Origin of the sequence: Mesorhizobium sp. M0292, from assembly GCF_040321695.1 — a bacterium.
In the GTDB taxonomy this organism is placed as follows: domain Bacteria; phylum Pseudomonadota; class Alphaproteobacteria; order Rhizobiales; family Rhizobiaceae; genus Mesorhizobium.
The window spans coordinates 16,499-29,112 of the sequence record NZ_JAMYSB010000039.1 but is presented as its reverse complement, the minus strand read 5'-3'; the positions used below and the strand labels follow the sequence as shown (position 1 = coordinate 29,112).

Genomic DNA, 12,614 nt, shown 5'->3' with positions numbered 1-12,614 from the left:
GATGTTTGCCCCTATTGCCCTTCCTATGTCCGTTCGCGGCGGTTGCCAGGTGGTGGCCCCACACCCGACGGGCGTGGGGGCGGCCCCCCACACCCCCACCCCGGGGGCGGGATGTTTGGGGGGGCCCCCGGGGGGGGCGCCCCGGGCGCAGGGAGATACGCCCTATTTCTTGATCACGGCGTTGGCCTTGGCAGCCGCTTCCTTCAAGCCTGCCTCGGGGTCGCCGCCGAGATAGATCTTCTGCATGGCATCCGAGGTGATCTGGGCGACTTCTTCCCAGCCGGGGATGACCGGTGCAAAGCGGGCGTCGGGCAGCAGCGCGGTGAACGCTGCCAGATCGGCATTGTTGACGTAATAGTCCATCTTGGCCTCTTCCTTGTTCACCGGCAGGAAGCCTTCCCCTTGCGTGAACTTGGCGCGCTGTTCGGTGGTGAACAGGAAGTCGAGCAGCTTCCAGGCCTCATCCTTGTTCTTGGAATTCTTGAACATGATGATGGAATCGGTGACGCCGTACGTGCCGCGCGCGCCGGTCGGTCCGGCGGGGATAGCGGCCACGCCATATTTCAGGTTCGGCGCCTCGTCCTTGATCTGGTTGGACAGGAAGGGCGCGGTGATCATCATGCCGACCTTGCCCTGCTTGAACAGGTTCTGGACGTCCTCGCGGTTGTTGGAGGTGACGCCGGGTTCCGTCAGGCCTTCGTCGATCATCGACTTGTAAAGCTTGGCGGCTTCGAGCGCGCCCGGCGTGCCGAGGCCCGACGTGCCGTCCTTGTTGAGGATCTCGGTGCCTTGCGACCACATCGCATAATAGTAATAGACGTCGGTCTCGATCTCCTTGCCCTGCAGGCCGAAGCCGAACGTGCCGGTGCCCAGCGCCTTGATCTTGCGCGCATCCTCCTGCAACTCGGTCCAGGTTGCCGGCGGGTTGGCGATTCCGGCCTTCTCGAACAATTCCTTGTTGTAGTACATGGCGCGCGCCGAGGCCGCGATCGGCAGGCCATAGGTCTTGCCCTCCATGATCGACGGCGACAGGAAGGTGTCGATGAAGCGGTCCTTGAAGTCTGGCTTGATGTAGCCGTCGAGCGCCTCGGCGACATCCTGCTGGACGAAATCGATCAGCCAGCGGGTGCCGATGATCGACAGGTCGGCATTGGTGCCGGCCGTGATGTCGGTGGTCAGCTTCTGCAGCAGCACGTCCCACGGCACAACTTCGAACTTGACGGTGATACCCGGGTTGGCTGCCTCGAATTCCTTTTTCACCGCTTCGAAATACGGGCCGGTCTTGGCGCTGTATTCGGCGACGGTTACGCGCACCTCGCCGGCATCTGCCTGCGCGGCCAGGGCGAGCAGGCTCATTCCGGCCATCAGGCCGACAGTCCATTTTGCAAGCTTCATTCGATCTCTCCCTTTTGATTGCGTCTGCACTCTTGCGGCTTTGGGGCGGCCAAGGCTTTATGTGACTTTCCTACATTATCCATGATTTCGCGCTGTGCAAGCGGATTATCCTGTTGCTTAATTACATTTCTTAAAATAGCGTTTCCGACTATCGTAGATCCCAGGGAGGCGCGCAGGGTGGTTTCAACGGCCGAATTCGCGGGCAAGACCGTGCTGGTGACCGGCGCCGGCGGCGGGCTCGGCTCGGCTATTGTGGCGCTGCTGGCCGAACGAGGCGCGCGGGTCGTCGGCTGCGACCAGTCGCAAGATGCGTTGCGCAGCCCACACCTGGCGTCGCGTCACGCCTTCGACCTCCTCGACCGGGCTTCCATCGAGGCGGCGATACCAGCGATCCTTGAGAAAGATGGCGTTCCCGACATGCTGATCAACAATGCCGGCTGGACGCGCGCAGAGACGCTTGCCGCATTGACACCCGATAAGATTGAGCACGAGCTCGACCTCAATCTGACCGGGGTGATGCTGTTCGCCGATCCACTGATCAAGGCGATGGCCGCGCGCGGTTCGGGCAGCGTCGTCTTCATCTCTTCCGTCAACGCCATCGCCCATTTCGGCAACCCGGCCTATGCCGCAGCCAAGGCCGGCATCAATGCCTATGCCAAAGCGATCGCTGTGGAACTCGGCCGCAACGGGCTGCGCGCCAATGTCGTCTGCCCCGGCTCGATCCGCACCGCCGCATGGGACCATCGGCTGGCCAAGAACCCGGATGTTCTCGGCAAGCTCAAACGGCTCTATCCGCTCGGCCGCATCGTCGACGCCACGGAAGTGGCCGAAGCAGTGGCCTTCCTTGTTTCGGATCGCGCATCGGGGATAACCGGCGCGGTGGTGCCGGTCGACGCTGGACTGACCGCCGGCTTCCTGCCCTTCATCGACGACATATTGGGAGCCTGACCATGACCGATGTCGAGTTCCGCGACCTGTCGAAATCCTTCGGACGCCACAAGATCCTCGAAAACATCAGCCTCGACATCAAGAGCGGCGAGTTCGTCGTGCTGGTCGGCCCTTCCGGCTGCGGCAAGTCGACCTTGCTGCGCATGCTGGCCGGGCTGGAGCCGATCACCTCAGGCGACCTCTTGATCGGCGGAATGCGCGCCAACGATTTGCCGCCACAGCAGCGCAATATTGCAATGGTCTTTCAGTCCTATGCGCTGTTTCCGCATCTGAAAGCGGCCGACAATATCGGCTTCGGCCCAAAGATCCGCGGCGAAAGCCGCACGGCAATCGACGACAAGGTGAAAAAGGCCTCCGGCGTCCTCAACCTGTTCTCCTATCTCGACCGCTATCCCCGGGAGTTGTCGGGCGGCCAGCGCCAGCGCGTCGCCATGGGCCGCGCCATCGTGCGCGAACCCTCGGTGTTCCTGTTCGACGAGCCGCTCAGCAATCTCGACGCGCAACTGCGCGTGCAGATGCGCACCGAGATCAAGGCGCTGCACCAGCGGCTGAAATCGACCATCGTCTACGTCACCCACGACCAGATCGAGGCCATGACCATGGCCGACCGCATCGTGGTGATGGATCGCGGCAAGATCCAGCAGGTCGGCGCACCGCTGGAACTCTACGACCGCCCCGCCAACAAATTCGTCGCCTCCTTCATCGGCTCGCCGTCGATGAGTTTTGTCTCCGGCGCCCTGAAGACGACGCCCGAGAAAAGCTGGTTCGAATCGGCCGGCGGAGGGCGACTGGCGCTCGGCAGCAAGACGGTGCCGGCTGGCAGCACGGTCGAGGCCGGCATACGGCCCGAACACTTCGTCATCGGCGAGGCTGTCGACGCGATGGCGATCAAGGTCGACGTCGTCGAGCCGACCGGCTCGGAAACCCATGTCTATGGCGCCATCGGCGCTGACACGGTGCGCGCCGTATTCCGCGACCGGGTTCAGGTCAAGCCCGGCGAAATGCTGCCGGTCTCCGTCGCGCCGGGCAACATTCATCTGTTCGACACGGCAACAGGCCTGCCGCTATGAAGGCAGCGCTATGAAGACGACAACCCAGAAATGAAAACGCCGGCCGACATCATCACGCGCCTGCAGCTGATGTCGCAGGACGGCACCAAATCGGACCGCCGCCTGGCCGGCCTCGTGCTGACCGATCTCGACTTCGCCTCCAAGGCGGCAATCTCCGAGATTGCCGCGCGCGTCGGCGTCAGCGAGCCGACGGTCACCCGTTTCTGCCGCAATCTCGGCTGCGAGGGTCTGCGCGATTTCAAATTCTACCTGGCGCAGGCGATCGCCATTGGCGGCCAGTATTTATCGCCCGAACCGCTGAACCGGGACGCGCGCGAGCAGCGCATTGCGTCGGCCATCACCGAAGCGGCAATCGCCGCCATCCAGCGCGCCAGCGAAAACCTCGACATGAAGACGCTGGTGGGCGTGGCCGCGCGCATCGTCAGTTCGGGCAATGTGCTGTGCATCGGCTCCGGTGGCATTTCCTCGATGATGGCGACCGAGATGCAGAACCGGCTGTTTAGGCTGGGCGTGCCGGTGCTGGCGCAGATCGACGGGCAGTTGCAGCGCATGTATGCCGCGGTCGCCACATCGGAGACGACGTTGATCGCGTTCTCGGTGTCCGGCTATGCGCGATCGGTCATCGACGCCGTGCAGGTCGCCCAGCAATATGGCGCCACCACCATCGCCGTAACCCCGCCGGAATCAGCGCTCGCCAAGGCCGCCGATACCGTCATCCAGTTCCAGTCGCTGGAGGACGGCAACATCTACAAGCCGACCTCGTCGCGCTATGCTCTGCTGTCGATCGTCGACATGATCGTCACCTCCGTGGCCGAGACGCGCGGACCCAGGGTTCTCGAAAACCTGCGCCGCATCAAGCAGAGCGTGAACACGCTGAAGGTCGATGATCCCAAATTGCCGCTGGGGGATTAGCCGGCGATCGCCTTGATGCTCGTCACCAGCACCGCCGGGTCGCCGAGCATGCGCAGCGTCTTCATGCGAGCGGTGGCGCCAGCAACGACCGACACCGCCGATGCAGGAACGCCCAGCGCCTTGGCGACAAGTCTTTGCAATGCTTGATTGGCGGCGCCATTCTCCGGCACGGCGCGCACGCGGGCTTTTAGGTGGCAGCGCCCGTCGGCCGCCGTCTCCGCGCCTTCGAGCCTGTCCACCGCTGCCTTGGGCGTCAGCCGCACGAACAGGTCGATGCCGTCCTCGCGCAGACGGTACGGCAAGCTGGTGGCAGAGGTCACATCGGCCCGATGCCGAACATCGGCTGAACGGTGTAGTTCAAGAACATGCTGATAAATGTCAGCGCCAAAAGCAGAATGATTGGTGAAATGTCTACACCGCCGAGGTCGGGCAGAAGGCGGCGAATCGGTCGCAAAGCCGGCTCGGTCAGTCGATAGAGCGTGGTACCGATGGAGTTGACGAGCTGATTGCGTGAATTGACGACGTTGAAGGCGTAAAGCCACGAGAAGATGGCCGCGCCGATTATGATCCACCAATAGATACTTAGTGCGGCATGCAGCGTGTAAAAGACGGCGACCATCAGTAGCTCCTTGCGAACGCACGACATGTAGCCACTGCATCCGGAACCGGCAAGACCCGCTTTCCCAAGTGCGCCATGCCGCTATCTTGGTGAGCCGTTTCGTCTTGACAGGAAACCGCAGCCTTCGATAAATGCGCCATCCGCTGGACGGGGCTGTAGCTCAGCTGGGAGAGCGCGTCGTTCGCAATGACGAGGTCAGGAGTTCGATCCTCCTCAGCTCCACCAGCGGATTTTTCGTGCCTGTCGACACATCTGACTTCCGAGACGTCTCGTCAAAGCCCCGTCTTCGCTGCGAGATAGGGCGCCAGGGCAAGCGAGTAGCTGGCGGTCAGATGATGACTGTCCCGCCAGACGATGATGTTGCCGACAACTGCCGGGCATAGTTGCGGCCCGCAAATCGCATCGACCATATCGATAGCGCGCACATTTTTCTGTCCCTCCGCGGCGAGCGCCAACACGTTGCTCCGCTCAATATCGCTCAGTTTGGTGACGCATTTCGTTGGCGTCGAACTCAGGCATTCGCCCGGGTCGAATTTCATATAGGGCGTGTTGCGGATGGCAACGATTTGCGAGCCGGCGTCCGTCAGCCCGCCCCAGAGACTTCGCAGCCCCTTGATCATCACGTCTTGCTGAACCGCTCCGTAATTGGACTGGCTGGTGAAGATCAGATCCGGTTTCAGCTTTAGGATCTCGGCCAGCACCTTTTCGTGCCACTGCGCGCATAAGATGTTGGGTTTGCCATCCGCCGTGATGGCCACGCGGGTGAATGGGCAGGCGGATTTTGTAAAGGTAACCAGTTTGAAGTTGCGGTCCTTTGCGATCTTGTCCAGAGCCGGCACCCACTGGGCTGCATGAGAATCTCCCACCAGAACCATTGTTTTCGCACCCGTGGGATCGCCTAGAGAGCATCGTTTGGGCTCCGAGCTTTCCTCCTGGTGGCACTTCCTTGCATACACGACCGGCACGTCCCGCCTCAGCCGGGCCAGCGGCGGCAGAAGGTTCACACCGTCCGGGACCACGGCGCCGGAGACGAGAGCGGCGGGCCCAGGGTAGGAAGGCGTGCCGATCAGCGCGGTGTCGATGCGTTCGGTCTTCAGAAAGAGCAGCAGGCTGCCGGATGCGGCCACGCATGTGAGAACTGCCGCGGTGCCGTATCCCAGCGGCTTCCGCCAGGCGCCGCCCCGAGCTTGCCGGTAGCGCTGCTCAACATATCGATAGGACAGATCCGATAGAAACAGGGTCGCCGCAATCAGGCCGAAACCGCCGGCAAGGGTCAGCGAATGACCCTGCGCCTGGAAGATGGTGATCAGCGGCCAATGCCATAGATAGACCGAGTAGGAGCGATCGCCGATGAAACGAAGTGGCAACGAATCGAGCCCACGAAACCGGCCGACTCCAACCTCGCCAGCCAGGATGACCAGCACTGTGGCCAAGGTCGGCAACAACGCAATGACGCCGGGAAATGGAGTTGCAGCGGAAAACAGCAAGGCGGACGCAACGATGCCCAGGATGCCGGCGATCGCCAGCCACTGTCTAGTGAGTGCCGCCAGTCGAAACTGGTGTTCGGTCAGCACCAGCAGACCACCCAGCGCCAATTCCCACAGGCGGGTATGGCTGACGAAATAGGCCTGGGCCGGATCCGTCGCCGTCAAAACGACAGAGGCAACAAGTGATGCCGCGAAAATGACCGACAACGCCCCGATCAAGCAGGCCCTCAGCGGAAGGTCACGGCGGCGCGCCAGCCAGATCACGCCGATCATCACCAACGGCCAGGCGATGTAGAACTGCTCTTCGATGGAAAGCGACCAGTAGTGTTGCACCGGGCTCGGCAAGGTGTCGGCCTCGAGATAGCTGACCGCAATCGAGGCCAGCCGCCAGTTCTCGACATAAAGAGCGCTCGCCACGATCTGGTTGCCTATTTCCTCCCAGCGCGCCTTTGAGATGAAAAGCAGCGTGCCCAGCAATGCGACCAGCAGCACCAGGGTTGCTGCCGGCAACAACCGTCGCACCCGTCGCGAGTAGAATTCGATCAGTGAAATCCGGCCGCCGCGCAGCGCCATCTGCGCCAGCAGGCCCGTGATCAGATAGCCAGAGATGACGAAAAAGACGTCGACGCCGACATATCCGCCAGGCAGCACATCCGGCCATATGTGATAGACCACGACAAGCGCGACCGCCAAGCCGCGCAGCCCCTGTATTTCGGGTCGAAACCGACGGTTCTGATCGATTGTCACCGGATATCCCCAACAGTCTCAGCCGGCCTGGATCAACCGGCGAGTCCCCGCCACGATCTTCATAAGGGCAGAGTGCCGTGAAGCAAGAGCCGATCGCAGCAGCTCATTCTCTTTCCGTCTCCAGCCCGCTCACCAGCGTGTCGACGAAACCCAGCAGCTCACTTTCGAGGTCGGTGGACGCCAGGCCAATGAAACGGTCTTCGAGCGAGATGGTGACGATCCCATGCACGGCGGAGAACAGCGTGCGGGCGCGCGCCAGCAGGTCGGGCGTGTCCAGCGCCGGGAGCAGCTGGGCCAGCGGCTCAACCAGATGCTGGATCAGCACCGCATGTTCGGCCAGATGCCATTCGGGCACCGCCACGCCTGGCGCCATACGGTGCTCGAACAGCGCCTTCCACGCCATGCGGTTGTCGCGGGCGAAGCCGAGATAGGCCTTGGCCAGCGCCTTCAGCCTTGCCCTAGGCTCGGCGACGCCGGTCGCCTCTTGCTGCAGGGCCGCCCCCAGCCTGGCCAGTGTGATCGAATTGACGTGCAGGATGAGCTCGTCCAGGTCGGCGAAGGCGGTGTAGAGCGCGCCCAGCGCGCAGCCGGCATCGGCCGTGATGTCGCGCGCACGCAGACCGGCGAGCCCCGAGGACTGGATGCGCGCTTGCGCGGCCTCGATCAGCCTGCCTTTGAGGTCCTCGCGTTTGGCGTCCCGTTTTGCGGTCATTAACCTTCTCTTATGCGCAATCATGAACACCGTTCATTTTCTCCTTGAACGCCGTTCACAATGTGCTACTTTGCCTCGTGAACAACGTTCATAGAGGAGAAACGGAAATGTTGAAACAGTTTTTTGCTCTCGTTCGCGGCCGAAGCTACGAAGCCGCCGAGGCGGTCGTCGACCGCAACGCGCTGATAATCCTGCGCCAGCAGATCCGCGATTGCGCCGACGCTATCGCGGCCGCCCGCCGGGCGGTTGCAATTGCCGTCGCCCAGAACGAACAGGAAGTCGCGCAGTTCAAGAAGCTTGTCCTCCGCATCGACGATTTGGAGAAGCGCACGATCGCCGCGATCGAGCAGGGACAGAATGAACTGGCCCGCGAAGCCGCCGAAACCATCGCCATGCTGGAAGCCGAACGCGACGCCTCCGCCGAGGCGCAGAAAAGCTTCGGCACCGAGATCGAGCGTCTCAAGCGGATTATCCGCGTCTCCGAAATGCGCCTGCGCGAATTGCAGCGCGGCCAGCGCATCGTTGCCGCGGTCGACTCGACCCAGCGCCTGCGAGAAAGCGCGCCCGACTCCAGCCTGTCGGCGCTCAGGGACGCAGAGGAGACGCTGCTGCGCCTGCGCACCAGGCAAAAGCAGATCGACGCCACCGCGGCCGCCATGGCCGAGATGGAACAGTCGGGCGATCCTGCCGCGGTCTCAGAGAAGCTTGCGGCCGCCGGCTGCGGCGCGCCGCTGAGAAGCAGCGCCGACGCCGTGCTCGAACGGCTCACGAAGACCATGACCAAGCCGGCCTGATCGTACCCGGCCTGATTGTTATCCAGTCTGATTGTATCCGGCCTGATTGTATCCAGCCTGAAACAGACCCACGCCCAACCAACCTGACCTTGAAACGGAAGGACCATATCGATGACCCCGAACACCTATTCCCCCAAGGACTCAAGCGCCTGGAAGACCTTCACCATGGCCAGTTTCGCCGTTGCCGCCACGATGATGGCCGGCGGCATCTACTTCATGGAGGCGAGCTTCGCCGCCAAGGGGTTTTACGCCATGGCCGCCATCATGCTCGTGCACACCTCGATCACCATCACCAAGACGCTGCGCGACTCGGAAGAGGCAAGCCGCTTCATCAACCGGCTGGAAGACGCCAAGACCGAGAAGTTGCTGATGGAAGTCAGCCGCAGTAACGAAGTGTAACCGGGTTCCCGCTAAACAAGGCTCAACGCGCAAGACCGCTGATCAATCCAGCCAGGATTTTAATCGGTCTTGCCCAATGGAAGTCGCCGCTATGGAAATCGCCCCGATCAACCGACCGACAGCTCATCTGATGACGTCCAGGCGCTTTGCGCCCTTGTTCTGGACGCAGTTCCTGTCCGCCTTCAACGATAATTTCCTCAAGAACACGCTGGTGTTCCTTATTCTGTTCACGCTGGCGGCGGACCAGGCGGCATCACTGGTCACCTTGGCGGGCGCCGTCTTCATGGCCCCCTTCCTGCTCCTGTCGGCGCTCGGCGGCGAGCTCGCCGACCGCTTCGACAAGGCTCTCATAGCCAAGCGTCTGAAATTCGCCGAGATCGCCGCGGCGGGTGTCTCCGTCGTCGGCATCGCCCTGTCGTCCATTCCCGTGCTGATGACGGCGCTGTTGATGTTCGGCGTTATCTCGGCGCTGTTCGGACCGATCAAATACGGAATCCTGCCCGATCACCTCGAACGCAAGGAACTGCCCAAGGCCAACGCCTGGATCGAGTCAGCCACGTTTGCCGCGATTCTCGGCGGCACCATAGCCGGCGGCGTCGTTTCCGCCGATGGCATCGGCGTCGCGGTGTTCGGACCGATCATGATGGCGCTCGCCGTCGGTTGCTGGCTCGTCAGCCGCTATATCCCGTCCACCGGTTCGGCGGCGCCCGACCTTGTCATCGACAAGAACATCTTCCGCTCGACCTGGCGCCGGGTCGCCGAATTGCGCACCGACACGCGCATCTGGCGCGCCGGCCTGATGACGTCGTGGTTCTGGCTGATCGGCGCCATCGTGCTCTCGCTCCTGCCGGTCCTGATCAAGGATTCGCTCGGCGGCAACGAAATGGCCGTCACCGTCTACCTCGCCGTGTTCGCCGTCTCGATCGCCATCGGTTCGGCCATCGCCGCCTGGATGTCGCAGGGCCGCATCGTGCTGTTGCCGGCACCGGTCGGCACGGCGCTGCTCGCCCTGTTCGGCCTGCATCTCGCCTGGACCATCTCCGGCATGACGCCGTCGCCCCAGGCGGAAACCATTGGCGCATTCTTCGCCGGCCCAAACACGATCCGCGTCGCCATCGACCTCGCCGGCATGGCCATTGCAGCCGCTTTCCTGGTGGTGCCGACCTTCGCCGCCGTGCAGGCCTGGTCGCCCGAAGCGCGGCGCGCCCGGGTCGTCGCCGCCGTCAGTATCGTCAATGCCGGTTTCATGACTGGCGGCGGCATCATCATGGCCCTGATCCAGACGAAGGTCTCGACCGGCGGCATCCTGTTCGGCCTCGTCGCGGCCAATGCGATTGCCGCCTGGCTGATGCTGAAATATTTGCCGACGAACCCCTTCCGTGACTTCGTCTCCATCCTGTTCCGCGCTTTCCTGCGCCTCGAAGTCGAGGGTATGGAAAACCTCAAGGCGGCCGGCAAGGCGCCGATCCTGGCGCTCAACCATGTCAGCTTCCTCGACGGTCCGCTCGCCTTGACGCTGACCGATGAGGAGCCGGTCTTCGCCATCGACTACACCATTGCCCAGGCCTGGTGGATGAAGCCGTTCATGAAACTTGCCCGCGCTTTGCCGCTCAACCCGGCCAAGCCGATGTCGACCCGCACGCTGATCAAGATCGTGCAGGGCGGCGATCCGCTGGTGATCTTCCCGGAGGGACGCATCACCGTGACCGGCGGCCTGATGAAGGTCTATGACGGCGCCGCCATGGTTGCCGACAAGACCGGCTCGATGGTTGTGCCGGTGCGCATCGACGGGCTGGAGAAGACCTACTTCTCGCGGTTGAGCTCGCAGCATGTGCGCCGCCGCCTGTTCCCGAAGGTCAAGGTGACCATTCTGGAACCGGTCAAGCTCGAGGTGCCGCAAGAGCTGAAGGGCCGCAAGCGCCGCGCCGCGGCGGGTTCCGCGCTCTACCAGGTGATGTCGGATCTCGTTTTCCGCACCCAGGACATCGACAAGACCGTACTGGAAAAGATCATCGAGACGGCGAACGAACGCGGCATGAATCAGCTCGCAGTTCAGGATCCGGTCACCGGTTCTCTCAGCTACAGCAAGCTGCTCACGGCTGCCGCCGTGCTTGGTGAGAAGTTCCAGAACCTTTATGCCGACCAGCAGACGCTGGGCATCATGCTGCCCAACGCCAACGGCTCTTGCGCGACGCTGCTCGGCGTCATGTCCGCCGGCAAGGTTCCGGCGATGATGAACTTCACCGCAGGTGCTGCCAATATTCTGTCCGCCTGCAAGGCCGCCGAAGTCCGCACCGTGCTGACGTCCCGCGCGTTCGTCGAACAGGCAAAGCTCGGCGCTGTAGTCGAGGAACTCGGTCGCTCGGTCGACATCGTGTGGCTCGACGATCTCAGAAAGACCATCAGTCTCAAGGATAAGCTGCTCGGCTTGCTGCGCAAGTCGACGCCGCGCGCGAAACGCAAGCCCGGCGATGCGGCGGTGATCTTGTTCACCTCGGGTTCGGAAGGCACGCCGAAGGGCGTCGTTCTGACCCACCGCAACATCCTGGCCAACGCCGCCCAGGCGGCGTCGCGTATCGACTTCCATTCGGGCGACAAGGTGTTCAACGTGCTGCCGATCTTCCACTCCTTCGGCATGACCGCGGGCACGGTGCTGCCGTTGATCTCCGGCGTGCCGGTCTATTTCTACCCCTCGCCGCTGCACTACCGCCTCGTGCCGGAACTGATCTACGGCTCGAACGCGACGATCATCTTCGGCACCGACACCTTCCTCTCCGGCTATGCCCGCACCGCGCACCCCTACGACTTCCGCTCGATACGCTATTGTTTTGCCGGCGCGGAGCCGGTCAAGACAGCGACGCGCATGACCTATATGGAGAAGTTCGGCGTCCGCATACTCGAGGGCTATGGCGTCACCGAGACGGCGCCGGTGATCTCCATCAACACGCCGATGTACAATCGCTCTGGAACCGTCGGCAAGATCATGCCCGGCATGGAATACCGCCTCGGTCCGGTCCCCGGCGTCGACGAAGGCGGCCGGCTGTTCGTGCGCGGCCCCAATGTCATGGCCGGTTATCTCCGGGCCGAGAAGCCCGGCGTGCTCGAACCGCTGGAGGACGGCTGGCATGATACGGGCGACGTCGTCGCTATCGACGAAGGCGGCTTCATCACCATTCGCGGCCGCGCCAAGCGCTTCGCCAAGATCGGCGGCGAGATGATCTCGCTCGCCGCTGTCGAAGCGCTGGCCGGCGAATTGTGGAAGGGCTCGCTGTCGGCGGTCGCCACGGTGCCCGACGCGCGCAAGGGCGAAAAGCTGATCCTCATCACTGAGGCATCCGGCGCCACACGAGCGGAATTCCTCGCCTACGCCAAGGCCAACGGCGCCATGGACCTGATGGTCCCGGCCGAAGTGCGGGTGGTCTCAAAGGTACCGGTCCTTGGCTCCGGCAAGCTCGACTTCGCCGCCGTGACAAAAATGGTGCGCGACGAAGAAGCCTCGAAGACCAAGGCCGCCTGACCCGGCTACGGCAA

Annotated in this window: 11 protein-coding genes and 1 tRNA gene; 7 read left to right on the top strand and 5 right to left on the bottom strand. The window is 62.8% G+C overall.

Annotated features, from left to right (window positions below):
• Positions 1 to 162: 162 nt before the first annotated feature.
• On the bottom strand, positions 163 to 1,395 hold the full coding sequence (locus NKI96_RS31345; RefSeq protein ID WP_023821997.1) for an ABC transporter substrate-binding protein: 1,233 nt from the start codon (positions 1,393 to 1,395) through the stop codon (positions 163 to 165).
• Positions 1,396 to 1,572: 177 nt separating this feature from the next.
• Here NKI96_RS31345 and NKI96_RS31340 point away from each other — a divergent pair, with 177 nt between their 5' ends.
• From NKI96_RS31340 to NKI96_RS31330, 3 genes are read left to right on the top strand one after another with little or no spacing between them, the layout of a single operon-like run.
• Entirely contained in the window at positions 1,573 to 2,343 is a 771-nt protein-coding gene (locus tag NKI96_RS31340) for an SDR family NAD(P)-dependent oxidoreductase (protein ID WP_023704977.1), read from the top strand.
• A 2-nt stretch (positions 2,344 to 2,345) separates the two neighbouring features.
• On the top strand, positions 2,346 to 3,413 hold the full coding sequence (locus NKI96_RS31335; RefSeq protein WP_023821996.1) for an ABC transporter ATP-binding protein: 1,068 nt from the start codon (positions 2,346 to 2,348) through the stop codon (positions 3,411 to 3,413).
• 30 nt (positions 3,414 to 3,443) lie between these two features.
• A complete protein-coding gene (locus tag NKI96_RS31330) occupies positions 3,444 to 4,325 on the top strand; it encodes a MurR/RpiR family transcriptional regulator (RefSeq protein WP_023681445.1) in 882 nt (293 codons plus the stop codon).
• On the opposite strand, the gene NKI96_RS31325 is transcribed toward NKI96_RS31330, so the two are convergent.
• Together NKI96_RS31325 and NKI96_RS31320 are read right to left on the bottom strand one after the other, a co-directional pair.
• On the bottom strand, positions 4,322 to 4,645 hold the full coding sequence (locus NKI96_RS31325; protein WP_023821995.1) for a DUF167 family protein: 324 nt from the start codon (positions 4,643 to 4,645) through the stop codon (positions 4,322 to 4,324). The two genes, NKI96_RS31330 and NKI96_RS31325, sit on opposite strands and share 4 nt — an antisense overlap.
• A complete protein-coding gene (locus tag NKI96_RS31320; RefSeq protein WP_023704981.1) occupies positions 4,642 to 4,944 on the bottom strand; it encodes a YggT family protein in 303 nt (100 codons plus the stop codon). The genes NKI96_RS31325 and NKI96_RS31320 overlap by 4 nt, the downstream gene beginning before the upstream one ends.
• Positions 4,945 to 5,093: 149 nt before the next feature.
• Between NKI96_RS31320 and NKI96_RS31315 the strand changes: the two genes are divergently transcribed.
• Positions 5,094 to 5,169 (top strand) — tRNA-Ala (locus NKI96_RS31315).
• A 47-nt stretch (positions 5,170 to 5,216) separates the two neighbouring features.
• Here the strand turns inward: NKI96_RS31315 and NKI96_RS31310 are convergent.
• Together NKI96_RS31310 and NKI96_RS31305 are read right to left on the bottom strand one after the other, a co-directional pair.
• Positions 5,217 to 7,178, bottom strand: coding sequence for an acyltransferase family protein (locus NKI96_RS31310; RefSeq protein ID WP_081731316.1), 1,962 nt, complete (start codon positions 7,176 to 7,178; stop codon positions 5,217 to 5,219).
• Positions 7,179 to 7,281: 103 nt separating this feature from the next.
• Positions 7,282 to 7,890: a TetR/AcrR family transcriptional regulator gene (locus NKI96_RS31305; RefSeq protein WP_023821993.1), complete on the bottom strand. Its 609-nt coding sequence runs from the start codon at positions 7,888 to 7,890 to the stop codon at positions 7,282 to 7,284.
• 107 nt (positions 7,891 to 7,997) lie between these two features.
• Here NKI96_RS31305 and NKI96_RS31300 point away from each other — a divergent pair, with 107 nt between their 5' ends.
• The 3 genes from NKI96_RS31300 (at position 7,998) to NKI96_RS31290 (ending at position 12,600) form a co-directional block, all read left to right on the top strand.
• Positions 7,998 to 8,684 carry a PspA/IM30 family protein gene (locus NKI96_RS31300; RefSeq protein ID WP_023821992.1) on the top strand — a complete coding sequence of 229 codons (687 nt, stop codon included), beginning with the start codon at positions 7,998 to 8,000 and terminating at the stop codon, positions 8,682 to 8,684.
• 111 nt (positions 8,685 to 8,795) lie between these two features.
• Complete coding sequence (locus NKI96_RS31295) at positions 8,796 to 9,083, top strand: YiaA/YiaB family inner membrane protein (RefSeq protein ID WP_023668598.1); 288 nt, start codon at positions 8,796 to 8,798, stop codon at positions 9,081 to 9,083.
• Between the two features lie 91 nt (positions 9,084 to 9,174).
• Entirely contained in the window at positions 9,175 to 12,600 is a 3,426-nt protein-coding gene (locus NKI96_RS31290; RefSeq protein WP_023693228.1) for an acyl-[ACP]--phospholipid O-acyltransferase, read from the top strand.
• Positions 12,601 to 12,614 lie beyond the last annotated feature (14 nt).